Source organism: Actinoplanes solisilvae, from assembly GCF_003999975.1.
Lineage (GTDB): Bacteria > Actinomycetota > Actinomycetes > Mycobacteriales > Micromonosporaceae > Actinoplanes > Actinoplanes solisilvae.
The window spans coordinates 19648-46540 of sequence record NZ_RJAC01000007.1 but is presented as its reverse complement, the minus strand read 5'-3'; the positions used below and the strand labels follow the sequence as shown (position 1 = coordinate 46540).

Below are 26893 nucleotides of genomic sequence, written 5' to 3'. Positions count from 1 at the left end.
GTGCTCCATGACCGTGATTTCCATTCGCAAGGTCGGCGACCCGGTGCTGCGTCAGGTCGCCGAGCCGGTGACCGTTTTCGACGCCGAGCTGCACAGGCTCGTCGACGACCTCGGTGAGACGCTCGCCCAGTCGCGCGGGGCCGGTCTGGCCGCGCCCCAGATCGGGGTCGGCCTGCGCGTCTTCGCCATCAACCCCGACCTGCCGGGCAACGACAAGCAGCTCGACCACCTGGTCAACCCGGGCCTGGAGTTCCCCGACGACGAGGAGCAGGACGGGCCCGAGGGCTGCCTGTCGATCCCGGGCATCTATCTGGACACCAAGCGGCGCCTGAACGTGGTGGCGCGCGGTCTGACCAAGCACGGCGACCCGGTTCAGGTCGTGGGCGCGGGTTTGCTGGCCCGCTGCCTGCAGCACGAGACCGACCATCTCGACGGGGTGCTGTTCATCGACCACCAGGACGCGGCCGGTCAGCAGCGCATCCTCGACACGATCGGCGCGGCGGCCTGGGCCGAGGCCCGGGTCAAGGTCAGCCCCCACTGATCCCGTACGGGGGTCAGGCTCGCCCCCACTTCCGAAACGCTCACAGGTCCGGCTCGCGCGTGCAGCGAGCCAGCTCGTCAGGCCCCGCTGAGGTCGTCAGGCTGCGCTGAGCTCGTCAGGCTGCGCTGAGCTCGTCAGGCGCGCAGACCCACGGCGGCCTGGTCGAGGGCGGCTTCGAGGAAGTCGATGCGGTTCGTGGTGATCATCATGAGGACACCGCCCTGGATGCCGGCCAGCAGCGCCGCCCCGGCCTGCTCGACGTCGAGGCCGGGCGGGACCGCACCGCCGGCCCGCAGGCGACGCAGCCCGTCGGTCAGCGCGGCCTGCCAGTCGACCATGAACGCGGTCATGACGGCCTGGGCCTCGGGCATGCGGCGGGTCGCGTCGGCGCCGAGCAGGCCCAGCAGCGGGCAGCGCAGGCCACGCTTCAGATACCAGTCGATGAGGTTGTCGCGCCAGCGCTGCCAGCCCTCCCACGAGTCGAGCTGTTGCAGCATCGGCGTCTGATCGGCCAGGGCGCGGGAGGTCTCGTGGCGCACGACGGCCAGCAGGATCTCTTCCCGGCCGCCCGGGAAGTAGTGGAAGAGCTGGCTCTTGCTGGTGGCTGTGCGGGCCATCACGTCTTCGAGGCGCACCTCTTCGACGCCGCGCTCGAGCACCTCGGCCGCGGCGCCGAGCACGATGCGCTCGCGCGTCTGCTCGCCCTTGCGGGTCAGCGGTCGGGACAGGGTCGGCATCGTCGCACCTCGGTTTCGTGGGCCGATTCGATGGTGCCACGCCCCGGGGCCGGACGGCATCCCGGTCCGGCGCTCCGGGCGGGCTCGCATCAGGCCTTGACGCCGTTGTAGACCGGCTCGTGGTATCCGGCCGGCTTGTCGCCGATGCCCAGGCCGGGGCTGACGATCCAGCTCTGGTACTCCGGGGTGAACATGGCGTACGGCAGCGCCGCCGGGACGGCGCTGACCTCGTTCAGCCGGCGGCGGGCGTCGGCCGGGATCTCGAAGTCGAGCGCGGCCATGTTGCTCTCCACCTGACCCGCGCTGCTGGCGCCCATCACGACCGAGGCGACACCGGGCTGGGTGGCGACCCAGTTGATGGCGACCTGGGCCATCGACCGGCCGAGGTCGGCCGCGACGCTCTCCAAGGCCTCGACGACCTGCCAATTGTGCTCCGAGACGGGCGCCCCGCCGACCTCGGGGTTGGTCAGGCGGCCGCTGCCGTCGAGGCCGTCGCCGGAGCGCTTGTACTTGCCGGTGAGCAGGCCGCTGGCGATCGGGCTCCACACCATGACGCCCATGCCCAGGTTCTGGGCCATCGGCACGAACTCGGCCTCGATGTCTCGGGTCACCAGCGAGTACGGCAGCTGCACGGTCACCAGCGGGCTCATCGCGTGCGCCTCGGCGTAGCTCTGCGCGCGGGCGGCGTACCAGGCCGGGGTGTCCGACAGGCCGCCGTGGCGGATCTTGCCGGCCCGCACGAGGTCGTCGAGGGTCCGCACGACCTCCTCGACGGGGGTGATCCGGTCCCAGGTGTGCAGCAGGTAGAGGTCGAGGTAGTCGGTGCCGAGCCGCTTGAGCGACGCCTCGACGGCCCGCACGATGTGCTTGCGGCCGTTGCCGCTGGCGTTCGGGTCGCTGGGGTCGATGCTGTTGGTGAACTTGCCGGTCAGCACCATGCGCTCCCGGTTGCCCATCTTCTTGATCAGGCCGCCGAGGATCCGCTCGCTCTCGCCGGCGGTGTAGAAGTCGGCCGTGTCGATGAAGTTGCCGCCCGCCTCCACGTACGCGCGGAAGATCGGCTCGGCCTCCTCCGCGGTCTTTCCGTATGCCTTGTGGAAACCGTCGACGCCGAAGTTCATGGTGCCCAGGGCGAGGCGGCTGACGCGCAGACCGGACCGGCCGAGCAGGTAGTACTGGTTCATCGTGGCGCTCCTCTCCGGCCCCCCGTGGGCCGGTTACGGCGGCAACTGTGGCGTCCGAAAAATGGACCCGCAAGTCCAAAGCTGGGTGCGCCGGGTGGCCTCGGACACACCCCAGGGCAACCCCCGTGCGCCGACCAGGGTGCCGCACGGGTTCGGCCCGGGGGCCCTGGAGGGAAACGTGAGAGGCACAGCAACCAGGAAGTTCGGAGGACTTGACGTGGCACCCACCGCGACCGCCTCGGCCCGCCTCACCGAGGTGCACCAGGAATACAGCACCGCGCTGCTCAGCTACCTCTCCGGCTTCACGGCGTCGAGCCGGCAGAGCGCCGAGGACCTGCTCCAGGAGACGATGATCCGGGTTTGGCGCAAGGTCGAGGACCTGCCGCCCGACACCGAGGGAACCCGGCGGTGGCTGTTCACGGTCGCCCGCAACGTCGGCATCGACGCGGTCCGCCGCACCCGGGTGCGTCCCGTGGGCGTCGAACTGATCGAGTCGATGGCCGGTCCCGGCGGCGACGACATCACCGAGACGGTCGTGGCGATGGAGTCGCTGCGGGTCGCGCTGCACTCGCTGAGCCGCACCCACCAGCGCATCCTGGCCGAGCTCTACCTGGAGGGCCACAGCACCCGCGAGACGGCCCAGCGCCTGGGGGTGCCGGTGGGCACGGTGAAGTCGAGGGCCTTCTACGCGTTGCAGTCGCTGCGCTCCGCGATGGACCCGCCCGACGCCAACGACCGCCCCCGCCCCGGCCGGGCCCGCCGCGACGGCCGCCCCGCCGCGGGCCCCGGCCGCTGACCGCCCTGGGCCGGCGCCTCTCGCCCTCTTCGGCCCGGGCTCTCCCGCCCTCCTCGGGCCGACGGCACTCGCCCTCCTCGCGGCCCACCGTCCTCATAGCTCATTCCGCCGACCGTCCTTGTGACCTACGTTGTCCCCTCTCGACGGCCAGATCCACAGCCCTCCCCCATCCGCCCGCCGATCCTGTTGATCGTTTCGTTCCTCGCGGATTTCCTCCTGGTGGCGAAACCCGGCGCCAAAGCCAAGCAGGTAAGTACTTGCCAATCAGGAAAGTGAGTCGCATACTTTCCGGGTAGGCAAGTTGATGCCGAGGAGGAAACGATGGACGCTCCACGCATCGGGCCGATCGACGCCGAGCTGGCCCTGGCCGAGGTGCGGGCCCGCCGCGAGCAGGTGATCGACGCGAATCTCGTACCCGGCTGGTTCTGGCCCTCGCTCGGGGTTCTCATGCTGTTGTTCGTGGGAGCCGTCGAGAGCGGCCGTCCGTGGCTCGTCGCCACCGGCAGCGTCGCCTACGCCCTCGGGCTGTCGGCGCTGATCATCTCGATTGTGCGCCACGCCCGCATCCAGGTCCGCAACGACCTTCTGGGCGTACGAGGCGGGCTTGCCATCGCGGCCTTCACCCTGGCCCTGGTCGCCGCCGGGATCGGGCTCGGCTTCGCACTCGAGGCCCTCGGCGTGCCCGCCCCCGCCACGATCGCCTGCGTGCCGGTCGCGGCCGGGCTGGCGTTCGGCGGGCCGGTCCTGATGAGCCACCTGCGCAAGCTCATGCTCGCCCGCCCGCTGGCCGGTTCCCGGTGACCGTGGAGCCCCGCTTCGACGAACTGATCCACGCGCCGACCCGGCTGTCGATCGTCAGCCTGCTGACCGCCACCGAGTGGGCCGAGTTCAAGTTCGTCCGCGACCAGATCGGCCTCTCCGACTCGGCGCTGTCCAAACAGCTCACGACGCTCGAAGAGGCCGGCTACGTCGAAATCCGCAAGAGCTTTGTCGGCAAACGCCCCCGCACGTCGGTGCGCCTGAGCCCGCTCGGCCGAAACGCTTTCGCCGCCCACGTCGCCGCCCTGCAGGAGATCGTCGCCCGCTCCGGCCTCGGCCTTCTCCCCGGCACGGTCTGATCGCCGGGCTCGGCACTCCCTCCGGCACGGTCCAGCCGCGCACCCTCACTCTGCCCAGGGCGCGTTCCCACCGCCGCGCTCGGCGCTCCCCCCGCGGCGCGGACCCACCGCGGACTGGGCGCCCCCGCGCATGATCCCACCGCTGGACTTGCCGGTCCAATTTCGGCGGGACACAGTGGGGCCTCGGAGGCGAGACCCATGACTGAGAATCAGATGAGAGCCCTACGGCTGTACCGCTACGGCGGCCCCGAGGAACTCCGCTACGAGCACGCCCCGGTGCCCTCCCCCGGCCCCGGGGAGGTGCTGCTGCGGGTGGCGGCAACGTCGTTCAATCCGGGCGACACGTTCGTGCGGGCCGGCGGCGCACATCACGTCCTGCCGCGCACTTTCCCGTTCGTGCCCGGCATCGACGCCGCCGGGACCGTGGTGCGGCTCGGTCCCGGCGTCACCGGGTTCGCCGTCGGCGACCAAGTGATCGGCTACCTGAGCGGACCTCGCGAGGGCGCCGCGGCCGAATACACCGTCGCCGCGGTGGACCGGTTGGGGCGGGCGCCATCAACGATCCCGCTCGCCGACGCGGCGGCGCTGCCGGTGGCCGCCCTGACCGCGTGGCAGGCATTCCACCAGCATCTGCGGGTAACCGCCGGACAACAGGTCCTCATCAACGGCGCCGGGGGCGGGGTCGGCCGGTTCGCCGTCCAGTTCGCGAAACGCGCCGGGGCGACCGTTGTGGGCGTGGCCGGCCCCTCCAGCATCGAGCACGCCCGCACAGCCGGCGCGAACGAGGTGCTCGACCGGACCTCGAACGCCGACCACCGATGGGACCGGCCGGCGGACCCCGAACCCATTCCGCGGTTCGACGCGGTCTTCAACACCGCTGCGGCCCCCACCAGCGAACTGGACCGGCTGGCCACGCTGATCAGGCCGGGTGGCGCGTTCCTGTCGATCGCATCGATCCCTCACCACCGCCCGGGCGGTGTCCGCGTGTCGACGATGACGGTCCGGCCGAATCCCGCCGACCTGGCCGAGATCGCCCGCCTGGTCGACGAGGGCGCAGTCACGCTCGGCATCACGGAACGCCACCCGGTCGCCCGGACCGCCGACATCCACCGCCGCCACCACGCCGGCGACGTGCACGGCAAAGTCATCCTGAGCCACTGAATCGCGGTGGCCCGGCGGACACAGGGGCCGGGCCGTCGCCTCTAAGCCGCGTCAGCGCAAACCGTTGGCCATGTCCATCAGATGGCCGAGAACCGCTTCGCCGCCGGTGCGCAGGCCGTCGTGTTCGTACTCGTTGGTGACCCACGTGCGGACGTTGCCGACGTTCGCCGCCGTCTCCAGCGAGAGGCCCGCGTCGACGTACATGTCGTCGGCGTAGACGGCGGCCAGCACCGGCACGTCGTTGGCGGCCAGACGGCGAGGATCGTAGAGCGTGGGCCAGTCGTCGGCCTCGGCGAGCAGGGCGGCGGCGCCGGCGAACGGGCGCAGCGCGGTGATCTGCTCGAACATCCAGGGGTACATCATCTCACCGGTGAACAGCAGCGGGTCGGCGGCGGCGGCGAACTCGGGGCGCGAGGCCATGGCGCGGGCCGCGGCCCACCCGGTCGGGCCCTTGCCCTGGGCGTAGCAGTATTCCTGCAGCGCCCACAGCGGGTTGTCGACGAAGCCGGTCAACTCCATCACCTGGTGCAGGAACGTGGCCGACAACCGGTCGCCGTGCCAGGCCTCGTCGAGCAGCCAGTGCAATTGGGCGTAGCCGTCGCTCATGCCGAACGAGTTGCCCAGCACCCGGAACCGTTCGACGGTGAGCCGGTCGCCGTCGGGCAGCCGCACGTCGTTCGCGGCCAGGTGGTCGGCGACGCGGCGCACGGCGGCGACATCGCCGGGGAAGTCGCGGTAGAACTCGGCGTTCTTCGCGGCGACCCGCGGATAGGTGCGGGCATAGACGTCGTCGGCGGTCGCCGTGAGCCCGGGCAGCCCGCCGGTCACGTAACAGGTGCGCAGCCCCTCGGGCGCGAACGACAGGTAGGTCATCGTGATGAAACCGCCGTAGCTCTGCCCCAGCGAGTCCCACGGCGCCCCGCCCGCGACCCGGGAACGCAGGATCTCGGCGTCGGCCACGATGCTGTCGGCCCGGAACAGCTTCAGGTAGGCCGCCTGCTCCGCCGCCGGACGGTCACCCACGGTGGTCGCGTTCAGCGGCGTGCTGCGACCCGTGCCGCGCTGGTCGAGCAGCAGCACCCGGTGGGTCTGCACGGCCCGCCCGATCCACCCCTCGGCGCGCAGCGGCCGCGGCGACTTGCCACCCGGACCGCCCTGCAGGAACACCAGCCACGGCAGGTCTTCGCCCGATTTGTCGGCCGCGACGACCTCACGCGCGAACACCTCGATCGTCTCGCCGCCCGGGTCGCCGTGGTCGAGCGGAACGGTGACGGTGTGGTCGGCGAAACGTAGACCGGGGTGCGCAATCATGTCCCCACCCTAGAGACGACGTCTGACATAGAGCACGGCGTCGATCCGTCCCCCGCCGGGAGCGGGCAACATGCCGAGCTGCCGGCATTCGAGCTCGAACCCGGCGGCCTGCAGCGTCTTCTGCGAGGCCAGGTTGTCGGCCGCCGCGCCCGCCACCACCCGGGCCAGCCGCGCCTCGTGCAGCGCCCAGCGCGTCACCAGCTCGACCGCCCGCCGCGCGTAACCCCGCCCGCGGAACGCCGGCAGCACCCCGAACCCGAGCATTCCCTCGCGGTGGTGCGGCTGGAAGTAGTACAGCGCGATCTGGCCGGCGAACAAGCCGCTGCGCGCGTCGACGACGCTCATCGCGGCCGCCTCGCCGGCCAGCCAACGACCTTCGGCGTACGCGAAATGGCGTTCGACCTCGTCGCGGGGCGGGGCGACCGGCGGCACCGAACTCGCCACCACCTCGGGCAGGCTACGCAACTCGTAGTAACCGTCGAGGTCGTCGGGGTGCAGCGGACGCACCCGGATCACGCCGTCGGTCAGCTCGCCGCCGGGCAGATCGGGCAGCGCCCGCGGCGACGGACCCTCGGGATCGTCGGCCAGCCGCGCCCACATGATCAGATCTTCCCGGTTCGGGCCGGCCCCCCGGGCGATCCCCTCCCGGCGGAAACCGGCGTCGATCGCCTCACGCTGCGCGGCGGGATCGTCGAGGCGGGTGCGAAATTCCAGGCGGTACGGGGTCGGCACCCGACCAAGTTACTGCGCGTCCACCCAGTCGGTCGCGGCGGCCGCCGACTCCTGCGGCTCGACCTGGGCCAGCCGCTCACGCAGAGCCGCGGTCACGAAACGGTACGAGTCGCTGCCCAGCACCAAGCGTGGCGGAGCCGGCTCCTCGGCCGCGCCGGCGATGATCCGCGAGGCCATCTTCGCCGGGTCCCCGAGCGGCGGACGGCTGCGGTCCTTCGCGCCCCGCACCATCGCCGCGGGCGTGGAGTCGTACGCGGAATGCGGGGTTGCCAGCTGGAGGCTGTCGAAACGGAACTCGGTGCGGGCGCCACCGGGCTCGACGATCGTCACACCGATGCCGAAGGGGGCCACGTCTTTCGCGGTGCCCTCCATGAAGCCCTCGATGCCCCACTTGCTCGCGTGATAGAGCGACGCCCCCGGGTTGGTCGCCTGACCACCGTACGTCGAGATCTGGATCAGACGGCCGCCGCCCTGCCCGCGCAAATGGGGCAGGGCCGCGCGAACCACCGCGATCGAGCCGAGCAGGTTCGTGTTGAGCTGCGCGACGATCTGCTCGTCGGTCAGCTCCTCGGCCGCCCCGAACAGCCCGTAGCCGGCGTTGTTCACGACGACGTCGATGCGTCCGAGCTCGGCAAAGGCGCGATCCACCTCAGCCCGTACGGTGGGCAGGTCGGTGACGTCGAGGTGGGCCACCCAGAACTGGTCGCCGTATTTCGCCGCGAGATCGTCGACCGACCCCTGCTTACGCACGGTGCCGGCCACCCGGTCGCCGCGCTGCAGCAGCTGCTCGGTCATCTCGCGCCCGAGGCCGCTGTTGACGCCGGTGATGAACCACGTTGCCATGTTCGTTCCTCCTGGTGTGTTCACCATCCACCGTCCACGGGCCGCCGTTGTGGTGGCAGTCCTAGTCGTTCCTGGTAGTGACGGGGACAGGCAGCGGCCTACGGTGGCGGGATGCGCAGCGAACTCGGCGACTTCCTGCGGGCCCGGCGCCGGCTCGTCCGGCCCGCCGACGTGGGACTGCCCGGCAACGGTCTACGCCGCGTGCCGGGGTTGCGCCGCGAGGAGGTGGCGCTGCTCGCGGGCATCAGCGCGGAGTACTACCTGCGATTGGAACAGGGCCGGGACCGTACGCCGTCCGCGCAGGTCGTCGAGGCGATAGCCCGCGTGCTGCGGCTGGATGCCGACGCCACCTCGTACGCCCTGGCTCTGGCTCAACCGCGCCGCAGGCCGCCGCTTGTCGAGTCGGCCGTGCCCGCCGGTATCGAGATGCTGCTGGCGACGCTGAACGTGCCCGCCTTCGTGGTGAACCGTTACCGCGACGTCGTCGCCGCGAACGCGCTCGCCGTGGCGCTGTCGCCGCTGATGGCGACCGGGGTCAACCGGGTGCTGGCCGTGTTCACCGACCCGCTGGCCCGCGACTACCACCCGGATCTCGACGAGAACGCGGCCGGCTACGTGGCCCAGCTACGCGCGGAGATCGGCACCGACACGGACGACCCCCGGTATCGCGCGCTGATCGACGAGCTCAACCGGCGCAGCCCGCTGTTTCGCGAGCTGTGGGCGCGGCACGACATTCAGCGCGGTGGCAACGACACCAGTGTGATCCGGCATCCCCGGCTCGGCGATCTGCGCCTGCGCCGCGAAAAACTCGCGGTGATCGGCGCTGACCGTCTGATGATGGTGGTCTATCACGCCGAACCGGGTACGCCCTCTGCCTCAGCGCTGGCTTCTTTAGGTGTTCGCGCCGCGGGCGGCGACGCGCCAGCGATCAATCTCCCGGCCGGCCTCGACGACCACGAGCTCGTCGGTGAGGTTGACGGTGGCGCAGACGTGGTTGGGCGCCACCCGTAGGCGGTCGCCCCGGGCGGGCACGGCACCGCCGGGGAACTCGATCGTGGCGTGGTGCTCGGAGAGGGCGACGATGCGCGCGTCGGGATGATCGGGGAGGCGGCCGAAACCGGTGGCCCACGCGAGCCGATCAGCGCCGAGGATCTTGCTGCCGGCGTCGACGATCGCCCGGTCGCCGCGGCGGCTCACCACCGTGGCGGCGACCGTGAGGGCCACGTCGTCCCAGGTGCAGGTGCCGAGCTCGACCTGCTGGGCGTCGCCGAACACGTAGACCCCCGGGCGCATCTCGGTCAGCGGGCCGGCCTCGGCGAACGCGGCGGTGGGCGTGGAGCCGCCACTGCGTACGGGGGCTTGGGGATCGGCCTCGAGAAGAGCGGTGGCCTCGTCCCGGGCGGCCTGGTGCTGCAGGCCGGGGCCGTAGCCGTGGCCGGGGAAGGTGAAGATGCCGCTGACACGATGGCCTGCTCGCTCGGCGTCGGCGGCCAGGGCCTTCGCGTCGGACGGGCGCACGCCGCTGCGGTGCTGGCCGCTGTCGACCTCGACCATGACATCGAGCGGGCCTACCGATCGGGCGAGGGCCTGGGCGCTCTCGGCGGAGTCGACGCCGACACGCAGGGCTACCCGGTCGGCGAGGGCGCGCAGGCGACGGGCCCGGGCGGGTGAGGGCCAGACGGGGTAGGCGATGAAAAGGTCTTCGATGCCGCCGTCGGCGAACGCCTCAGCCTCGGCGACGGTCGCGACGGTCAGGCCGGCGGCGCCGTGCTCGATCTGCCGCCGCGCGATCTCGACGGTCTTGTGCGTCTTGGCGTGCGGCCGCAGGGCCAGGCCGCGCTGACCGGCGGCGGCTGCCATCGACCGCACATTGCGATCCAGCACCGCGACATCGACGGCCACGTAGGGAGTCTCCACGCGCCAATGATCCGCTTGCCCGGTTCCGCACCACACACGGCCTAGAGCATCCTAGGAGGATAGGTAGGTTCGGATCTCCCGGCGGCTCAATAGCGAACCGTGGACGTACGCCTCGTCGGGTTTTCGAATGCGCTGGGTGATCGAGCTCCGGCTTCGGCGGCTGCGGGCTGGGGGGCAAAGGCCGTGACGCACGCACGGTGCGGGCGGCGGCTGGTGGATGGTTGCCTTGGCACGCAACGACTCTCGGGGCACGCGCGACCCCGGGCCGGGGCTCTTGTATAAATGCGCGCATGCCGACCTGGAACGAGTTGCGCGAGTTCGCGCGGACCCGCTACGAGCTTGAGCCGACCGACGGCGATGACTGGTTCTCGCTGGTTCTGCCGACCGGGGACGACCGCTCGCAGCGGATCCTGGTGAACCGCTACGAGGCGTACGACCGGGAGTGGGTCGCCTATCGCAGCTTTGTCTGCAAGGAGTCGGAGATGAGCCCGCGGGTGGCGCTGCGCCACAACGCCGACCTGGCCCTCGGCGCGCTCGCGCTCGACGAGGACGGCGACTACATGCTGACCTATCAGGCGCCACTGGCCACTCTCGACCAGGACGAGTTCACCCTTCCGCTCGAGGTGCTCCCGGCGATCGCCGACCAGTTCGAGAAGGCCCACACCGCCCTGGACGACTACTGATGACCAGCCTCCCCGCCGACTGGGCGGCCGCCAAGCCGGGCATCAAGCACTGGTCCCCCGACGCCCGCGGCGACGACCCGGCCAAGCGCGTCGTGCACGCCCCGACCGGCGCCGGGCCGGGTGACGGCAAGACGTTCCTGTTCCTGTTCGGCTATCGGACGGCCAGCGAGCAGGACCGTTCCATGCTGGCCGCTGAACTCGCCCACATCGACGACGACATCGCCGTCCTGCGCGAAGCCGGCTACACCGTCGTTGTCGACCAGCAGGCCATCCGCAGCGACCTGCTCGAGGCCGTGGCCGCCGAGGGCACCGCGGGCTTCTACTGGAGTTCGCACGGCGGCGAGGACGGCAGCCTGCAGTGCTGCGACGGCGACCTGGTCTCGCCGGGCGACCTCGACCCGGCGACGGCCTCCCCCGACCTGCGGCTGGCCGTCCTCGGCGCCTGCTACGTCGGCGCGCACGCGGCGGCCTGGCGTGCTGCCCTCGGCGGTCGTCCGCTCGTGGCCGGCTGGGGCCGCCCGGTGACGCTCGACCGCGCCGTCGACTTCCTCGACGCGGACAACGGCCTCGACAACCTGATCGAGCGCTGGCTGCTCACCGACACCCCCGTCCCGTCGGCCCCCGACCCTCGCGCGGTTCCGCCGCAGGTCAAGGGCCGGACCAAAGGCCTCAAGGACCGCGTACGGGGCCTCGCGCACCTCCTCGGCGCCGAGTGGGCGAAGGGCGACGGGCACTACGAGGTCACGGTTCCGCTGCCTGAGGGTCGTACGCACAAGGTCCAAGTCTTTGTCGTCGACAGCGCCGACCCGTACGCCGAAGGGGTCGAACTCTGCGGCCTCCAAGCGCGCGTCGGTCCGATGTCGGCGCTGCTCACACCGGAGCGGCTGCTGGCCGGAGCGTCGAGTTATGGTCGAGTCGCGCTGGTCGCTGGGGTCAACGGGAACGCCGAGATCGTCACGCAGTCGTTCACGCCGCTCGACGGCGCGTCAGCGAAACACCTGGCCGCGCACTGCTATCAGGTCGCCCACCAGGCGGACGCGCTGGAGCTGAGCATCTACGGCATCGACTGATCAATCTCCCAGCAGCCCGGTCAGAACCCGCGACATCGTGTCCTCGAACTGTGGTGCCGGTTCCAGTGAACCACCGGTCAGCGCGGCCGTCAGGTGGGGGTGGCGGCCCGCGGCGACCGTGTGGGCCAGGTAGGCGCCCTGACGCTGCAGGGCACCGGAGTCGTTGTTGAGCTCGTTGAGCGTGAGCGCGGCGGTGAGCGCGTTCATGACGGCGAACGCCTCCAGCTTGCGGCCCACGCTTGCCGGGTGCTCGGCGAGGAGCGCCAGCACGTGCTCCAGCAGGTCGGTGCCGTGCGGGCCGAGCGCCGAGCGGGTGAGCACCAGCTCGGGCAGCCAGCCGTGCCGCCGCATCAGCTCGCGCCCCTGCCGGCAGACCTCCAGCAGGCCCGGCAGCCAGGGACCGCCGGGCGCCGGCAGTTGATAACCGGCCACCACCTCGTCGGTCATCAGGTCGAGCAGGTCGTCGCGGCGGTCGACGTACCGGTAGAGCGACGCCGCCCCGGTGCCCAGCTCGGCGGCGACGCGGCGCATCGAAACGGCGGCCAGACCCTCGCGGTCGGCCAGCGCGATCGCCGCAGTGGTCACCTCCGACCGAGACCGCTCGGCCGGGCGGCCCACTCCCGTACGCCGTTCCCGTAGCCATACCGGCACCGCCTCCATGCCACCCCTCTCGTTGCGCCGAGCTTACCGTTCTGGATACGGTGTTCGCGAACGCTGTTCCCGAATCAAAGAGGTAAAGATGGCCACGAACGGCTCCGTTCACCTCGCGGTCGACGACCTCGGCGGCGCCGGCGGCGATCCGCTGCTGTTGATCATGGGGCTGGGCGTCTCGCGTTTCTACTGGCCCGACGGCCTGGTCGCCGCGCTCATCGACGCCGGCTTCAGCGTCGCCTCGTTCGACGGGCGCGACTCCGGCGGCTCCACCCACTTCGACGACGCCCCGGCCGGCAACCCGGTGACCGGGCTGTTCCGGCGGCGGCCGCCCGCCTACACCGCCGAGGACATGGCCGACGACACCGTGGCCGTGCTCGACGCCCTCGGCTGGCAGCGCGCCCACCTCTTCGGCATCTCCCAGGGCGGCCTGGTCGCCCAGCGCACCGCGCTGCGCCACCCCGCACGGGTCCACAGCTTGACCACGTACGCCGCGGTGCCCAGCGACGTGCGAGGCGCGGCCGTCCTCCGGTACGTGCACCTGCCGTTCCTGGCCCGCCTGGCCCGCATGCGCCACCCCGCCGGCCGCGACGGCGACATCGCAGCCGGGATGAATCTGCTGCGGATGGTCGCCTCGGCCGGCTACCCGTTCGACGAGCAGGACGCCCGCCGACGCGTGGAACGCGAACTCGCCGCCGGGCTGCCCAGCGGCGTCCGCGACAGCCGCGCCCAGGCCCGGCAGACCAGCGCCACCTGGCATGGTCCCCGCCTGCGCGAGCTCCGCGCCCCCACGCTGGTCATGCACGGCGCGCAGGACCCGCTGATCCGCCCGGCCGCCGGCCGCCGCATCGCCGCGACGGTGCCCGGCGCGCGCTACGTCGAACTACCCGGCACCGGCCACGACCTGCCCCGCGAGGTCTGGCCCACAGTGGTCCGCGAGATCCGGGCCCTGGCCGGCTGACGCCGCGACCCGCTCCTCACTCTTCCTGGGTCGATGGTGCCCGCCGGCATCGGGATCACCGGACTGGCGCCAGGTGGGGCGAGTAGCGGACGATCGAGCCGGCCCCGTAGCCGGCTGACCTCAGTCCGTTCCGGCGGCCGGGGGCTGGATCTTGTAGGCCATGACGAGCCCGCCGACGAACAGGGCGATGTCGAGCTGCCACAGCAGAACCGGGTTCTCGCGATGGTCGGCGGTCAACGTCCAACCAAGCCCGATCGCCGCCACAAGAAGGGCCACCGCCCAGGTCGTGGAGAACCGCCGGCTGTACGGGCGGGGCGCGGGATCGTCGGAGATGCTCACGCCCGGGTTACCGGCGACCCAATCCATCGCGACCGTCAACGGAACGCGCGGCACGCGCAGGTCGCCCGAGCGGGAACGGTCCGGCGTCTGGTCCGGCAACCCTTGGCCGCGCAGCAGGGACGAGACCGCGGTGGCGGCCACGACCACGAGTAGCACCTGGAACGCGGCACCGGACAGGTCGACGAGACTCCCTACGACCCAGGCGCCGAGGGCGACGACGATCGGCACCGGTGACCAGGGCGCATACCGCATCCAGCGGCGTACGGCCTTGGCGCTGGCGGAATCCATCGGAAGGCGCAGCGACGGCGTGCGCTGAAACCGCCAACGCCCCAGCGGCACCTCGACCCACTCCGGGTCCTCCGCCCCGGTGGTGATGGCCAGCGGCGGAATCACCAGGCGAGGAACGACCTCCGCCGGGACGATCAGATCGGTTCGTTCCACGCCCACCTCTAACGTCAAAGGATCTTCAGCCTATTGGTCGGACGCCAGTGGTATGTGCGGCGGCGGTATCGATGTTCAGTCTGGATACGCGCTCGACGGGTCAATGATCATGGTTCGGGCCTCCGGGTCGGGTGACAGCCATCCGGTCAGCCGGTCGCCGGGCAACAGCGCCGGCCAGTCGATGCGCTCACGCGTACCGGTTCCGGGCGCGAGAATCAACGTGAAGCGCCAGCGATCCTGCCCGTCCGCACCACACCATGCGCGGCCCCGGATGCTCGGCGCCGAGCCGGCCAGGTCGTACTCCTCGGGGATCAGGCCGTCACACCAGAACCACCTCAGCTGTTTGTCGTCGAATCCGGTGAACTCGGCCGAGATCCGATACTCCAGCCGCACCCAGAAATCCTGCTCCTCCAAACCAGCCCTCCCCCGCGACATCCGCGCTGGACATCACGCACCCAGAGACGCCACCGGTTGTCGAGCCGGTCGCGCGGGTCGCCGCCGTTGCGCGGATCCGGCAAGCGAGCGTGATCAGTCTTTCAGACGGTGGCGCCGGCACGGCTGAGCCGAGGTCGGCCCCGGGGCCAGGGTCGAGATCGGCGGCAGACAGCATTGCCGCGTAGGTCAGCCCTCGGCTATCCCGGGTCGGAGATTCGGCCAGGGCCGGGGATTCGGCCAGGGCCGGTCATCCGCTTTCCGTGGCCGGTCGCGTCGGCAGGGTGGTCACTGAGGCTTCCAGGCAGGCCGGCGTCGTGGTGCCGCGCGGCGCCGCCCGTTGCGCTGACAAGCGGTCAAGCTGGATGACAGTTCCCAAGGCCAGGAATACAGGCCCCTCCCCGCCCATGATCGATCCGAGATCCTGGTTTCAGGCCCCTGGAACGCGATCGAGGCCCCTGCATCAAGGATCAGCTCAACGATCAAGCCGGGGAGAGCCCTGCTTCCTGGTATCAGGCACGGCGGCGAGCCAACCGGTCACCGCGACCGGCCGCACCAGTGCGACACCCACAACGGCGGCCGGCCTGGATAGCCTGCGCGACCAGCCGATCACCGCAACCGGCCGCGGTACCCACGACGGCGGCCGGCCCGGAAGGCCTGCGCGACCAACCAGTCACCGCGACCGGCCGTCATGGGTGAGGCGGTCTGGGCCTCGGGGAACGGCTACGCGAACCGGACGCCGGCACCGGGGTTCCGCCAGGGCAGACCTCGACCCCGGAGGCTCTAGGCTCCAGGCCGTGATCATGACGGACAGGCTCGAACTGCGACCGCTCGATGAGGCCGCGCTGCGGGCGGTCGCCGAGGACGAGCGCGACGGGCAGCGGTGGAGTGCGGGCTTCCCGCGCGATGACGACCGGGATGCCGCACGGATGGCGCTCCGCCACTACGACCCGGTGTTCGGCTGCTACGCGATCGTGGAGCGTTCCACCGGACTGGCGGTGGGCACGATCGGCTTCTTCGGGGCGCCCGACACGGCCGGCACGGCGATGATCGGGTACGGGTTGGTACCGTCGGCGAGGGGCGCCGGGTACGCGACCGAGGCGCTGCGGGCGATCGCCGCGTTCGCGTTCGCCCGGGACGACGTACACAGGCTTGACGCCGACCCGGACCGCGACAACGTCGCTTCTCACCGCGTGCTGGAGAAATCGGGGTTCGCGCGGACCCGCACGACGGCCGGCGCGTACTGGTACACCGCCGAACGGCAACGGTAGGCCACAGTGGGCCGGGTCCCGTGGACCCGGCCACCCCTCTGGCGGTCAGTCGTCGTCGTGGCCGCCGTGGCCCCGGCCCCGGCCGTCGTCATCGTGGTCGCGGTCGTGGTCGGTGACCGCGCCGGTCCTGCGGTCGATGTCGAGGTCGTGCTCGATTCCCTTGTGGATGACCTCGACCTCCCACACGGGACGGCCGTGTTCGGTCTCCGCCTCGACCTTCGTCACCCGGCCGCCGCCGACCACCGACAGCGCCTTCGCCCGGGCCTGCTCGGCGCTGACCGAGCTGGTGGCGGGGCTGCCCAGGCCGGACGTCGCCGAGCTGCTGCTGCGCGGCGTCGGCGTCACCGAGCCGGGCTCGACCGTCTCGAACGGCAACGGCGATTCCGTGGGATCGGACGAAGGCGGACTCGAGCTGTCATCGGTAGGGGTCGCGCTGTCGTCGGTGGGGGTGGCGCTGTCGTCGGACGGGCTGGCTGTTGACGTCGGGCCGGCCGTCGGGGTCGAGCTGTCGTCGGCGGCGGCCAGGGCGGTGCCGGTGACGGCGATGACGGCGGCGGCCCCGATCGCGGCGGCGATCATGTACGAGCGCTTCATGGGATCCTCCAGGTCGGTGTTGCGATCCGATGCCTGGAGCATCGCGCCGTCCGGGATAGCGCCGCGCTGCATGATCGATAAAGCGGGGTTAAGGCTGCCCGAGCACCATCGTCACGACCGAGCCCTCCGCGCCGCCGGTGATGTCGAGACGACCGCCGGTCGCCTGGGCCGCGCGGCGGGCGATGTCCAGCCCCAGCCCGGTCGAGTCGCCGCCGCTCGCTCCCCGGGTGACCAGCCCGGCCGGCATCCCGGGCCCGCGGTCGGCGATGGTCAGCAGCACACCGCCCGATGGCGAGGCTGACAACCGTACGGAGAAGGGGGTCTCCTCGGGGGTGTGGGCGAAAACGTTGCCCAGCAGGGCGTCGACCGCCGCCGCCAGTTCGTCGGCCGACACGGCGACCGGCTGCGGGCCCGGCACGAGGTCGACCGTCATCTCGCGGCCGGTGTCCTCGGCCAGCACCGCCCAGAACGCCGCCCGCTCGGCCACCACCACCGACGCGTCGCACTGCTGCGGCTCGTCACCACGACGGCGGGCCTGCTGGATGATGCCGCTCACCGCCCGCTCCAGGGCATCTGCGGCGCCGCTCAGCCGAGCGCTCTCGTCCGGGTCGCGAAGACCCTCGGCCTCCAGCCGCAGCGCGGTCAACGGGGTCCGCAGCCGATGGGACAGATCCGCCACCTGCTCCCGTTCGGCGCGCAGCAGCTCCTGGATGCGTCCGGCCAGCTGGTTCAGCGCCCCGGCGACCTCGCGCAGCTCGGCGGGTCCTTCGGGCGAGGCGCGGGCGGTCAGCTCGGCGTTGGCGAGGCGGTGCGAGACGTCGGAGAGGTCGGTGATCGGGCGTACGAGGTTGCGGGCGACCCGGTCGGCGACGAACACGCCCAGGGCCACCAGCAGCGCGCCCAGCCCGAACAGGATCCCCCACGACCTAGCCACGCCGGCGCCGCTCTCGGCGGGCGAGACCACCGTACGGATGACCGCCGTGCCCTCGGGTCTGCCCTGCACGGCGACGACGATCTCGCGCCCGCCGCCGTCCGATTCGACGGTCAGACTCTCCTGGCCGAGGCTGGCCAGCTCGACGGCCGGCGTACGGGTCTGCGGGATACCGAGCACCGTGCCGTTCCTCAGGAAGACGGTGACCGGCCGGGGCGAGGTGGCGGCGAACTGCTCGACGGTCTGCTGCAGGCTGGCCGGGTCGGCCGTGCCGACGGCGGCGACCAGGCTTTGCACGTCGGCGGTCGCGCGCACGGTCGCCCTGTCCTCGGCCACCTGGCGCAGCAGCAGCACGAGCGGCACCAGAAACGCGATGATCATGAGGCTCGTGGTGGCCAGCACCAGCAGTGTCAGGCGGCTCCTCACTGCTGCGGCTCACCCAACCGAACCCCGACACCCCGTACGGTGTGCAGGTATCGCGGGGTGGTCGCGTTCTCGCCGAGCTTGCGCCGCAGCCACGACAGGTGCACGTCGACGGTCTTGTCGGCGCCGCCGTAGGGAATCTGCCACACCTCGGTCAGCAGCTCGCGTTTGGTGACCACCTGTCCGGCGCGGGTCGCCAGGTGGTGCAGCAGGTCGAACTCGCGCGGGGTCAGCTCGACGCTCTCGCCCGCCAGCCGCACCTGCCGGCTCGCCGGGTCGATGACCAGCTCGCCGACCGTGATGCTGGGGTTGACGTTCGGGGTGGCGCCGCGGCGCAGCACGGCCCGGATGCGCGACTCGAGCTGCGCGGCCGTGAACGGCTTGACCACGTAGTCGTCGGCGCCCGCGTCCAGGACCCGGACGATCTCGGTCTCGTCGTCACGGGCGGTGGCCACGATCACCGGCACCTGGCTGACCGCCCGAAGCATGCGCAGCACCTCGCGGCCGTCGAGATCGGGCAGACCCAGATCGAGTACGACCAGGTCAGGCCGGTCGGTGAGGGCGGACTGCACACCCTCCATCGCGGTGCCGACCGAGGCTACGGCGTGACCGCGCTCCTTGAGGGCGCGCATCAGGGGCGTACGGATCGTCGCGTCGTCCTCGATCAACAGCAGCCGGGCCATTCGCCGAGGGTAATCCGTGCGGGACGGCGTACCTGCTTCTTTACCTTCCCTTAGCGCGGGGGCGGGACAGTCTTAGCCGGCTCTGCGGCATAGTTTCGGGTCATGCAGTCGCTGAAGCCTCCGCGGGCCCTGGTCGTCGGCGCCGGGTGGCTGGCGGCGGCCCTGATCGCGACCCTCGCGGGGCTGATCGGCATCCGGCTGGTGGGCGACAGCCTGACCAGCACGCCGGGCGGCGTGCGCAGTGAGGCGGAGGTGGCGCGAGCACTGGCCGCCGCGACCCCGGCCACCACGCAGCCGACGCCTTCGCAGGCCCCGGCCCAGGCATCGACCCCGCCGCCGGTTCAGGGGCCGACCAGCGCAAAACCGACAAATAGCGGCACGTCGTTCACCAGCGCCGGTGGCACGGCCACGGTGCACTGCGAGCCCGGCGACCTGGCGTTCCTGGACAGCTGGTCACCCCACCCCGGCTATCAGGCACGCGACTACGACCGGGGCCCGGACGACGACGTCGAGGTGCGCTTCGAGGGCGCCGACGGCCGCGTCGAGCTCAAGTTCTTCTGCCGTGGCGGCGTCCCCGTCGTCGAGCCGAAGCACGGCGGCGGGGACGACTAGGCGCTAGCGCTTTCGCGCGTCGAGGACCGCGGCGAACGCCGCGACGGTGACGACCGCGCAGGTGAGCGCGAAGCCGCGCAGACCCCAGGCGACCATCGCCACCGAGAGCAGCCCCCAGACGACACCGGCGACCGCCAGCACGGCGATCAGCACCGGGCGTGGCCACCGGGGCCAGGGCTGTCGGGTCAGCGTGGGGTAGTCCGTGGTCAGGCGGGCGACTATGTCGTCGAACTCCCTGCGCTTGTCCTCGGTGCTCATCCCGATCGACCTCCTAGTCGGGCAAAGGTCGGGCACACATGCTCCCGATCGCACTGTACGTCGCGGAAGCGCCCGAAAGTTCGAAAGATCTTCACCAAAGTTGAGGCGTGAGCCTCGTTACGGGTCCGCATAGCCGCTGTGACCTGCGGGGTACGGTGCCGCCGCGGAGGGAGACACATGCGGGGACGACAGCGGGAAAAGGACACTCTCGGGCGTCTGCTGCGGGACGTGCGCGAGGGTCACAGCCGGGTCCTGGTGCTGCGCGGCGAGGCCGGCATCGGCAAGACGGCCCTGCTCGACCACCTCACCGGGCACGGCCTCACGGCGGGTCTGCGCGTCGTGCGGGTCGCCGGCGTCGAGCCCGAGGCCGAGATCTCGTACTCCGCCCTTCAGCACCTCTGTGTTCCCCTGCTGCCGCACCTCGATGACCTTCCGCCGGCCCAGCGCTCGGCCCTGTCGACCGCTTTCGGGCTGAGCGCGGGCAACCCGCCCGAGCTGCTGCCGCTCGGCATGGCCGTGCTGGGCCTGTTCGCCGAGGCCGCCGCCGCCCGGCCGCTGCTCTGCGTGGTCGACGACGTGCAGTGGCTCGACCGGCAGTCCGCGCTGATCCTGACGTTCGTGGCCCGCCGGCTGAGCGCCGAGTCGGTCGCGATGGTGCTCAGCGCCCGCAGCCCCGGCGACGAACAGATTCTCGGCGGCCTGCCCGAGCTGCGGCTCGACGGTCTGCCCGAGGCCGACGCACGCGCCCTGCTCGACTCGGTGCTCACCGGGCCGGTGGATTCCCGCGTACGGGATCGCATCGTCGCCGAGACCCGGGGGAACCCTCTCGCCCTCCTGGAGCTGCCGCGTGGCCTGTCCGCCGCCGAGCTCGCGTTCGGGTTCGGCGGCTACGGCGCCGCGCCGCTGACCGGCCGGGTCGAGGACGGCTTCCGTCGCCGCATCGAGACCCTGCCCGACCCCACCCGTACGCTCCTGCTGACCGCGGCCGTCGAACCGGTCGGCGACGTGCTGCTGCTGTGGCGCGCGCTGGGCACGCTCGGGGTCGGTCCCGAGGCGGCGGCCCCGGCCGAGCAGGAGGGCCTGCTCGAGATGGGCGCCCGGGTGCGGTTCCGCCATCCCCTCGTACGCTCCGCGACCTGGCGCTGCGCCGATGCCGCCGAGCTGAGCCGTGTGCACGCCGCCCTCGCCGACGCGATCGACCCGGCCGTCGACCCCGACCGCCACGCCTGGCACCGCGCCCACGCCACCCTGGGCCCCGACGAAGACGTGGCGAGCGAGCTGGAGCAGTCCGCCGGACGGGCCCTGTCGCGGGGCGGCCGGTCCGCGGCGGCCGCCTTCCTGGAACGGTCGGCCGCCCTCACCCCCGACCCCGGGGCACGGGCCGGACGCGCCCTGGCCGCGGCCGGAGCCCGGTTGCGCGCCGGGTCGCCCGCGCTCGTGCCCGACCTGCTGGCCGCGGCCGAGCTGGGCCCGCTCGACGAGCTGCAGCGCGCCGACGCGGCCCGGCTGCGGGCCACGGCCGCCTTCGTGCTCAACCCCGGGCAGGACTGCGTGGCCCCGCTGCTCGCGGCGGCCGGTGCGCTCGCCGGTCTGGACGGCCGTGCGGCCCGCGAGACCTACCTGGCCACGCTCGGCGCCGCCCTGCACGCCGGGCGACTCGCGGGCCCGGGCGACCTGAGGCACATCGCGGAGGCCGCGCGGGCGCTGCCGTCCGGCTCCGAGCCGGCCGGGCGCATGCTGGCCGCGCTGAGCTCGTGGGCGCTCGACGGCTACGTGCCCAGCGTCCCCCACCTGGCCCGCGCGCTGAACGCGATCAGCTCCGACGACGACCTCGACATGGCGTGGTCGGTCACGATGACGGCGATCGAGGTCTACGACGACCGTACGTGGCACCGGATCAGCGGCTGGGCCGTGCGTTTCGCCCGGGAGGCGGGTGCGTTGTCGCTGTTGCCGGGCGCGCTGAGCTACCGGGCCGGCGCGCTGGTCTTCGAGGGCCGGTTCACCGAGGCCGACGAGCTGCTCGACGAGGCCGTCGCGAGCGGGCAGGTCGCCGGGCTGGCGGGCACCCACCTCAGCACCGGCATGATCCTGGCGGCGCACCGCGGCCGGGAGAAAGAGGCCCGGGAACGCATCGAGGCCGCCGAGCGCGAGGCCCGGCCACGCGGCATCGGCCGGTTGCTGGGCATCGCCGCGTACACCCGGGCTGTTCTCGGCAACGGTCTCGGGCGCTATGACGAGGCGCTGGCGGCGGCACGGCAGGCCACCAAGCATCGTGACCTGGGCGTCTACAGCTGGGCGCTGAGCGAGACGGTCGAGGCGGCGGCACGGTCGGGGCTGCCGGCGGTCGCGGCCGAGGCGGGCGAGCGGCTGCGGGAACGCACGTCGGCGGCCGGCACGCCGTGGGCACTGGGGGCACAGGCGTTCGCCGACGCGCTGGTGGGGCTGCAGCCCGAGGAGAACTACCGGGCGGCGATCAAACACCTCGGTGAGGGGCACGTGGGGCTGCTGCAGGCGCGGGCGCGTCTCTGCTTCGGCGAGTGGCTGCGGCGCGAGAACCGGCGCGCCGAAGCCCGGGGTGAACTGCGGGTCGCATACGACACCCTGAGCGCGATGGGCGCCGAGGCGTTCGCCGAGAGGGCCGGGCGGGAACTGCTGGCGACCGGCGAGACCGTGCGTAAGCGGGCCACGGCGAACCCCGAGGAGCTGACCGCGCAGGAGGCGCAGATCGCCCAGCTCGCCGAACGGGGCCGCACGAACGCCGAGATCGCCGCGGAGCTGTACCTGAGTCCCCGTACGGTCGAATGGCACCTGCGCAAGATCTTCGCCAAGCTCGGCATCGCGTCCCGGCGCGAGCTTCGCCTGTGACCCCAGTGGTCGGCCCAGGGAGGTCCCTGGGGCGATGACGATCTCCGGCGCGCGATCGTGAAGGCCGCGACAGCGCGTGGAGGAGTGGGTTGATGGTGGTCGAGTACAAGCTCGAACTGGTGGTGCTGCCGGTCTCCGACGTCGAGCGGGCCAAGGAGTTCTACCAGCGGATCGGTTTCCGCGAGGACCTCGACTACGGCGACGGCGGCGGCTTCCGGGTCGTGCACTTCACCCCGCCCGGCTCGAACTGCTCGATCGTCGTCGGCTCGGGCATCGGCCACGCCGCGCCCGGTTCGGCCGAGAACCTGCACCTCGTGGTGGGCGACATCGAACAGGCGCGCGCCGACCTCGTCTCGCGCGGCGTCGAGGTCAGCGAGATCTTCCACGACGCGGAGGGCGTGTTCCACCACGCGGGGGACGAGAAGCGGGTCCCGGGCCTCTACCCCGGGCGTCGATCGTACGGGTCCTTCGCCTCTTTCCATGATCCGGACGGCAACGGTTTCTTGCTGCAAGAAGTAACCGAGCGGCTGGCCGGCCGATAGGAACACGCGTGTTTGAGCCGAAAACGCGACCTGCCCGCCGATGAGTTGGAGCGTGAAGCGGAGTCATAAGAATTGTCATACCCTCGCGCGAGGATGTGGCCTACGCCCAACGGAGGGACGAGCCATGAACTCACCGGCCATCGAAACAGCCGGTCTGATCAAGACGTTCGGAGACAACAGAGCGGTCGACGGGGTCGATCTGACCGTCCCGCCCGGCACGGTCTACGGCCTGCTCGGGCCGAACGGCGCGGGCAAGACCACGGTGGTCCGCATGCTCGCCACCCTGCTGCGCCCCGACGGCGGCACAGCCCGCGTGTTCGGCCACGACGTCGTGCGGGAAGCCGATGCCGTGCGCAGCCGGGTGAGCCTGACCGGGCAATACGCGTCGGTCGACGAAGACCTCACCGGCTCCGAGAACCTCGTGCTCCTCGCGCGCTTGCTCGGCTACTCGAAACCGCAGGCCCGCGAGCGGGCGGCCCAGCTGCTGGCCGCGTTCGGGCTCACCGACGCGGCCGACCGGCAGGTCAAGAAATACTCCGGCGGCATGCGGCGGCGCATCGACATCGGCGCCAGCATCCTCAACACGCCCGACCTGCTCTTCCTCGACGAGCCGACGACGGGCCTCGACCCGCGCAGCCGCAACCAGGTGTGGGACATCGTGCGCATCGTCGTCGCCAACGGCACGACGGTCCTGCTGACCACGCAATACCTCGACGAGGCCGACCAGCTCGCGGGCCGCATCGCGGTCATCGACCACGGGCGGGTGATCGCCGAGGGCACGCCGGGCGAGCTGAAGTCGTCGATCGGCGCGGGCACGGTCCACGTGCGCCTGCGTGACGCGGCCCAGCGTCCCGAGGCCGAACGGGTGCTGGCCGCCGCACTCCGCACGACGGTGCAGCAGGGGTCCGACCCGGTCGCGCTCACCGCGCGGGCCGAAGCGGGCGGCTCCGAGCGCGGGGCGGCCGAGCTGGCCTCGCGCGCGCTGGCCCAGCTCGCGTCGGCCGGCATCGTCGTCGACGACTTCTCGCTGGGGCAGCCCAGTCTCGACGAGGTGTTCCTGGCCCTGACCGACCGTCCCACGCAGCCTGCTGAGGAGGCCGTCGCATGACTACCACGACCGTGACTCCCGAGGCCGTCACCGCCTATGCGCCCTCGCGCGAGACGCTGAGCGCCGTGCTGACCCGCGGCGAGCGGCCCCGCCGCCCGAGCGCCTTGTCCGCGTCGACGACGTTCGGCTGGCGCGCGATCCTGAAGATCAAGCACGTTCCCGAGCAGCTGTTCGACGTGACCGCCTTCCCGATCATCATGACGCTGATGTTCACGTACCTGTTCGGCGGCGCCCTGGCCGGTTCCACTCGCGAATATCTGCAGTTCTTCCTGCCCGGCATCATGGTCACCAGCGTCGTCATGATCACGATGTATACCGGCGTCGGCCTCAACACCGACATCGAGAAGGGCGTCTTCGACCGCTTCCGCACCCTGCCCGTGTGGCGCCCCGCCGCCCTGGTCGGCATGATCTTCGGCGACGTCCTGCGCTACATCCTGGCCGCGACCACCATCATGATCGTCGGTCTGATCCTCGGTTTCCGTCCCGGGGGCGGCTTCCTGGGCGTCGTCGGCGGCATCGCCCTGCTGGTCGTCTTCTCGTTCGCGTTCTCGTGGATCTGGACGATGTTCGGTCTGTTCCTGCGCTCCGAGAAATCCGTCATGGGCGTCAGCATGCTGGTCCTGTTCCCGCTGACGTTCCTGAGCAACGTCTTCGTCGACCCGCGCACGATGCCCGGCTGGCTGCAGGCCTTCGTCGAGGTGAACCCCATCTCCCACCTGGTCACCGCGATCCGCTCCATCATGGCCGGCACCCCGGACATGACCGAGATGATGTGGACGCTGATCGCCAGCGCCCTGCTGATCCTCGTCTTCGGCACCCTGACCATGCGCCTCTACAACCGCAAGTGAGCGGTGGGCCTCTCGCGGGGGCGTTGACCTGCTGTTTCATCGGTCACGCCTCCCGCTTTGGGCGCAGGATGGGCACATCAGAGCGGAGCAGCACCGCGTCCACGGCCTCACGGGATCGGTCCTCGTCGTCCGGCCAGAGGTGGCTGTAGACGTTCAGGGTCATCGCCGCGTTCGCGTGCCCGAGCAACTTCGCCACCACCTTCGGCGAGAGGCCGGCACGGATCAGCAGCGAGGCGAAGAAGTGCCTCAAGTCGTGCATGCCCGCACCGGGCAGTCCGGCCGATTCCCTTGCAGGGCCCCAGATTCGCTCGTTGAACTCGCCGCGATGCAGCGGTAGGCCACGCTCGGTCGTGAAGATCAGCCGGGCCGGCCGCGTGACCGGGTGGCGGCCGGTTGTGTCGACCACCTGAAGGTCGCGGGCCGGGTACGCCGCGAGGTGCCGAGCGAGCGCATCGGTGACGACCCGGCCGACCGGGACTGTGCGGACGCTGTGCCGGTTCTTCGGCTTGCAGATCTCGACCCGGTGGCCGGTGGCCGGCTGGATCTGCTGCTGCACCTTGATCGTGCCGCGGAGGAAGTCGACGTGCGGCACCTCGAGGCCGAAGGCCTCGCCCTGGCGTAGGCCGCTGCCGGCGTCCGCCTCGACCAGGGCGCGGTAGCGACCGGGCACGGCTTCGGCGAGCGCGTCGACCTGCTCGACCAGCAGCGGCACTATCTCGACGATGTCCAGTTCGGGAAGCTTCACGCCCTCGGTCGGGTCGATCGTGATGATGCGGTCCCGCTTCGCCGCGGCGAAGACGGCCCGCACGCTTGACCACTGCGTCCGCACCGACGACGGCGCCAGCGGCAATCCGGTGACCCACGCCTGCAGCTGGCTCTCGCGGATCGACGAGATCGGCCGGGTACCGAAGGCGGGGTACGCATGCTTACGGAGGCCGGACTCGGTCCGTGACGCGGTGTTCGGCCGGTGCGGCTGGGCCCGACGCCATTGCTCGGCGTACGGCTCGAAGGCCACGCGGCCAGCAGCCGGATCGCGGTACGTGCCAGCGTTCAGGCTGTGCTCGACCTCCGCGCGGAAGCGGTCGGCGTCGACCTTGCGTGCGAATCCGCGCTTGCGCTGCTTGCCCGCCTCGTCGCGCCACCGGACGACCCACGGAGTCTTCGCCCGGCTGACATCCTTCTCAACGCTCGCCATCGTCGGCCTCCGGCTCCACTGGGACCAACTTTGGCAGCGGACTGCCGAAGCGGGCAGCATCGTCGAACACCCACCGGGGCAGCGGCGGCGGCTGGACCCCAAGGTCAGCCATGTACTGCAGGAGGTTTCGGAGCCCGGCCAGTCCCTCGGCATAGCGTGCGCGGCCAGCGACGGCCGTTGGGGAGCCCTCACCGTGGACTGCCACTTGAGCATCGATGTTGCCGCGCTCACCGAGCACGGTCTCAAACGCGCGACTCAGCCTGCCGTAGACCTCCACCGTGCTCGCGTAATGGCGATACGTCGAATTGGTGTCGGCGGCCAGGTCGTCCTCGCCGTTGAACCACCTCAGTGCGAGCCCAGGCTGGAGGGCCTCGCCCTTAACTAGTTCGATCGGCTCGCCGGACTTGAGCGGAAACAGCAGCAGCGCGGGGGGTACGTCGAAGACGCGCGCCAGCGTGAAGACCTCGTGCACCGCGATTGACGAACGACGGTTGCCTTCCACGTTGGCCACGATCGAGCGGTCCCAGTCCAGCCCGGCGGCCTTGCAGCGGTCGGCGAGCTGCGGCTGGGTCCAGTCACGATCTTTCCGGTAGGCCTTCACCTGTCGGGCGAAGAACTCCGTCGATTCCATTTAATCTCCCCTGTG

30 protein-coding genes are annotated in these 26893 nt (G+C 71.5%); 15 read left to right on the top strand and 15 right to left on the bottom strand.

The features are described from left to right. The first annotated feature begins 7 nt into the window (after positions 1-7). Entirely contained in the window at positions 8-541 is a 534-nt protein-coding gene (gene def / locus EER30_RS19765; RefSeq protein WP_127501983.1) for a peptide deformylase, read from the top strand. Positions 542-675: 134 nt separating this feature from the next. Here def and EER30_RS19760 read toward each other — a convergent pair whose 3' ends face one another. Together EER30_RS19760 and EER30_RS19755 are read right to left on the bottom strand one after the other, a co-directional pair. Continuing rightward, positions 676-1278 (bottom strand): TetR/AcrR family transcriptional regulator, encoded by a 603-nt coding sequence (locus EER30_RS19760; RefSeq protein ID WP_164842394.1) that lies wholly within the window; start codon positions 1276-1278, stop codon positions 676-678. 89 nt (positions 1279-1367) lie between these two features. Further along, on the bottom strand, positions 1368-2462 hold the full coding sequence (locus EER30_RS19755; protein ID WP_127501982.1) for an aldo/keto reductase: 1095 nt from the start codon (positions 2460-2462) through the stop codon (positions 1368-1370). Positions 2463-2679: 217 nt separating this feature from the next. Between EER30_RS19755 and EER30_RS19750 the strand changes: the two genes are divergently transcribed. The 4 genes from EER30_RS19750 (at position 2680) to EER30_RS19735 (ending at position 5537) form a co-directional block, all read left to right on the top strand. Beyond that, complete coding sequence (locus EER30_RS19750; protein ID WP_240670161.1) at positions 2680-3258, top strand: sigma-70 family RNA polymerase sigma factor; 579 nt, start codon at positions 2680-2682, stop codon at positions 3256-3258. Positions 3259-3579: 321 nt separating this feature from the next. Continuing rightward, the gene (locus tag EER30_RS19745) at positions 3580-4059 is read left to right on the top strand and encodes a hypothetical protein (RefSeq protein WP_127501980.1); all 480 of its coding nucleotides are present in this window, start codon (positions 3580-3582) and stop codon (positions 4057-4059) included. Then, positions 4056-4376: a winged helix-turn-helix domain-containing protein gene (locus tag EER30_RS19740; RefSeq protein WP_240670160.1), complete on the top strand. Its 321-nt coding sequence runs from the start codon at positions 4056-4058 to the stop codon at positions 4374-4376. The genes EER30_RS19745 and EER30_RS19740 overlap by 4 nt, the downstream gene beginning before the upstream one ends. 198 nt (positions 4377-4574) lie before the next feature. Beyond that, positions 4575-5537 carry an NADP-dependent oxidoreductase gene (locus EER30_RS19735; RefSeq protein WP_127501979.1) on the top strand — a complete coding sequence of 321 codons (963 nt, stop codon included), beginning with the start codon at positions 4575-4577 and terminating at the stop codon, positions 5535-5537. A gap of 51 nt (positions 5538-5588) precedes the next feature. Here the strand turns inward: EER30_RS19735 and EER30_RS19730 are convergent, their stop codons facing one another. Genes EER30_RS19730 through EER30_RS19720 form a run of 3 tightly spaced genes read right to left on the bottom strand, consistent with a single transcriptional unit; the run spans position 5589 to position 8423 of the window. After that, on the bottom strand, positions 5589-6848 hold the full coding sequence (locus EER30_RS19730) for an alpha/beta fold hydrolase (protein ID WP_127501978.1): 1260 nt from the start codon (positions 6846-6848) through the stop codon (positions 5589-5591). A gap of 9 nt (positions 6849-6857) precedes the next feature. Next, positions 6858-7580, bottom strand: coding sequence for a GNAT family N-acetyltransferase (locus tag EER30_RS19725; RefSeq protein WP_127501977.1), 723 nt, complete (start codon positions 7578-7580; stop codon positions 6858-6860). Positions 7581-7589: 9 nt separating this feature from the next. Continuing rightward, complete coding sequence (locus EER30_RS19720; RefSeq protein ID WP_127501976.1) at positions 7590-8423, bottom strand: SDR family oxidoreductase; 834 nt, start codon at positions 8421-8423, stop codon at positions 7590-7592. 111 nt (positions 8424-8534) lie between these two features. Here EER30_RS19720 and EER30_RS19715 point away from each other — a divergent pair, with 111 nt between their 5' ends. Then, a complete protein-coding gene (locus tag EER30_RS19715; RefSeq protein ID WP_127501975.1) occupies positions 8535-9434 on the top strand; it encodes a helix-turn-helix domain-containing protein in 900 nt (299 codons plus the stop codon). On the opposite strand, the gene EER30_RS19710 is transcribed toward EER30_RS19715, so the two are convergent. Further along, on the bottom strand, positions 9315-10340 hold the full coding sequence (locus tag EER30_RS19710) for an alanine racemase (RefSeq protein ID WP_240670159.1): 1026 nt from the start codon (positions 10338-10340) through the stop codon (positions 9315-9317). The two genes, EER30_RS19715 and EER30_RS19710, sit on opposite strands and share 120 nt — an antisense overlap. A gap of 290 nt (positions 10341-10630) precedes the next feature. Between EER30_RS19710 and EER30_RS19705 the strand changes: the two genes are divergently transcribed. Together EER30_RS19705 and EER30_RS19700 are read left to right on the top strand one after the other, a co-directional pair. After that, a complete protein-coding gene (locus EER30_RS19705) occupies positions 10631-11023 on the top strand; it encodes a YbjN domain-containing protein (protein ID WP_127501974.1) in 393 nt (130 codons plus the stop codon). Next, entirely contained in the window at positions 11023-12093 is a 1071-nt protein-coding gene (locus EER30_RS19700) for a hypothetical protein (RefSeq protein WP_127501973.1), read from the top strand. The genes EER30_RS19705 and EER30_RS19700 overlap by 1 nt, the downstream gene beginning before the upstream one ends. Here EER30_RS19700 and EER30_RS19695 read toward each other — a convergent pair whose 3' ends face one another. Then, a complete protein-coding gene (locus tag EER30_RS19695; protein WP_127501972.1) occupies positions 12094-12753 on the bottom strand; it encodes a TetR/AcrR family transcriptional regulator in 660 nt (219 codons plus the stop codon). A gap of 79 nt (positions 12754-12832) precedes the next feature. Between EER30_RS19695 and EER30_RS19690 the strand changes: the two genes are divergently transcribed. Further along, positions 12833-13705 carry an alpha/beta fold hydrolase gene (locus EER30_RS19690; RefSeq protein ID WP_240670158.1) on the top strand — a complete coding sequence of 291 codons (873 nt, stop codon included), beginning with the start codon at positions 12833-12835 and terminating at the stop codon, positions 13703-13705. Positions 13706-13825: 120 nt separating this feature from the next. Here the strand turns inward: EER30_RS19690 and EER30_RS19685 are convergent, their stop codons facing one another. Further along, complete coding sequence (locus tag EER30_RS19685; RefSeq protein ID WP_127501970.1) at positions 13826-14485, bottom strand: hypothetical protein; 660 nt, start codon at positions 14483-14485, stop codon at positions 13826-13828. A gap of 75 nt (positions 14486-14560) precedes the next feature. Continuing rightward, positions 14561-14899 carry a hypothetical protein gene (locus EER30_RS19680; RefSeq protein WP_127501969.1) on the bottom strand — a complete coding sequence of 113 codons (339 nt, stop codon included), beginning with the start codon at positions 14897-14899 and terminating at the stop codon, positions 14561-14563. 821 nt (positions 14900-15720) lie between these two features. On the opposite strand from EER30_RS19680, the gene EER30_RS19675 reads away from it, so the two are divergent. Further along, positions 15721-16188: a GNAT family N-acetyltransferase gene (locus EER30_RS19675; RefSeq protein ID WP_127502221.1), complete on the top strand. Its 468-nt coding sequence runs from the start codon at positions 15721-15723 to the stop codon at positions 16186-16188. Positions 16189-16233: 45 nt separating this feature from the next. Here EER30_RS19675 and EER30_RS19670 read toward each other — a convergent pair whose 3' ends face one another. Genes EER30_RS19670 through EER30_RS19660 form a run of 3 tightly spaced genes read right to left on the bottom strand, consistent with a single transcriptional unit; the run spans position 16234 to position 18819 of the window. Then, complete coding sequence (locus EER30_RS19670) at positions 16234-16854, bottom strand: PepSY domain-containing protein (RefSeq protein WP_127501968.1); 621 nt, start codon at positions 16852-16854, stop codon at positions 16234-16236. 16 nt (positions 16855-16870) lie between these two features. After that, complete coding sequence (locus EER30_RS19665; RefSeq protein ID WP_127501967.1) at positions 16871-18139, bottom strand: sensor histidine kinase; 1269 nt, start codon at positions 18137-18139, stop codon at positions 16871-16873. Then, positions 18136-18819, bottom strand: coding sequence for a response regulator transcription factor (locus EER30_RS19660; protein WP_127501966.1), 684 nt, complete (start codon positions 18817-18819; stop codon positions 18136-18138). Before EER30_RS19660 ends, EER30_RS19665 begins: the two co-directional genes overlap by 4 nt. A gap of 102 nt (positions 18820-18921) precedes the next feature. Here EER30_RS19660 and EER30_RS19655 point away from each other — a divergent pair, with 102 nt between their 5' ends. Continuing rightward, the gene (locus EER30_RS19655) at positions 18922-19431 is read left to right on the top strand and encodes a septum formation initiator (protein ID WP_127501965.1); all 510 of its coding nucleotides are present in this window, start codon (positions 18922-18924) and stop codon (positions 19429-19431) included. Positions 19432-19434: 3 nt separating this feature from the next. On the opposite strand, the gene EER30_RS19650 is transcribed toward EER30_RS19655, so the two are convergent. After that, complete coding sequence (locus EER30_RS19650; protein ID WP_127501964.1) at positions 19435-19689, bottom strand: hypothetical protein; 255 nt, start codon at positions 19687-19689, stop codon at positions 19435-19437. Between the two features lie 177 nt (positions 19690-19866). Here EER30_RS19650 and EER30_RS19645 point away from each other — a divergent pair, with 177 nt between their 5' ends. From EER30_RS19645 to EER30_RS19630, 4 genes are all read left to right on the top strand, one after another. After that, entirely contained in the window at positions 19867-22554 is a 2688-nt protein-coding gene (locus EER30_RS19645) for an ATP-binding protein (protein ID WP_127501963.1), read from the top strand. A 92-nt stretch (positions 22555-22646) separates the two neighbouring features. Next, positions 22647-23096: a VOC family protein gene (locus tag EER30_RS19640; protein WP_127501962.1), complete on the top strand. Its 450-nt coding sequence runs from the start codon at positions 22647-22649 to the stop codon at positions 23094-23096. A gap of 124 nt (positions 23097-23220) precedes the next feature. Further along, positions 23221-24204, top strand: a complete 984-nt coding sequence (locus tag EER30_RS19635) for an ATP-binding cassette domain-containing protein (RefSeq protein ID WP_127501961.1) — start codon at positions 23221-23223, stop codon at positions 24202-24204. Continuing rightward, positions 24201-25052 carry an ABC transporter permease gene (locus EER30_RS19630; RefSeq protein WP_127501960.1) on the top strand — a complete coding sequence of 284 codons (852 nt, stop codon included), beginning with the start codon at positions 24201-24203 and terminating at the stop codon, positions 25050-25052. Before EER30_RS19635 ends, EER30_RS19630 begins: the two co-directional genes overlap by 4 nt. A 43-nt stretch (positions 25053-25095) precedes the next feature. Here the strand turns inward: EER30_RS19630 and EER30_RS19625 are convergent, their stop codons facing one another. Beyond that, the gene (locus EER30_RS19625; protein ID WP_164842393.1) at positions 25096-26247 is read right to left on the bottom strand and encodes a tyrosine-type recombinase/integrase; all 1152 of its coding nucleotides are present in this window, start codon (positions 26245-26247) and stop codon (positions 25096-25098) included. After that, the gene (locus tag EER30_RS47130; protein ID WP_164842392.1) at positions 26234-26878 is read right to left on the bottom strand and encodes a helix-turn-helix transcriptional regulator; all 645 of its coding nucleotides are present in this window, start codon (positions 26876-26878) and stop codon (positions 26234-26236) included. The genes EER30_RS19625 and EER30_RS47130 overlap by 14 nt, the downstream gene beginning before the upstream one ends. Positions 26879-26893 lie beyond the last annotated feature (15 nt).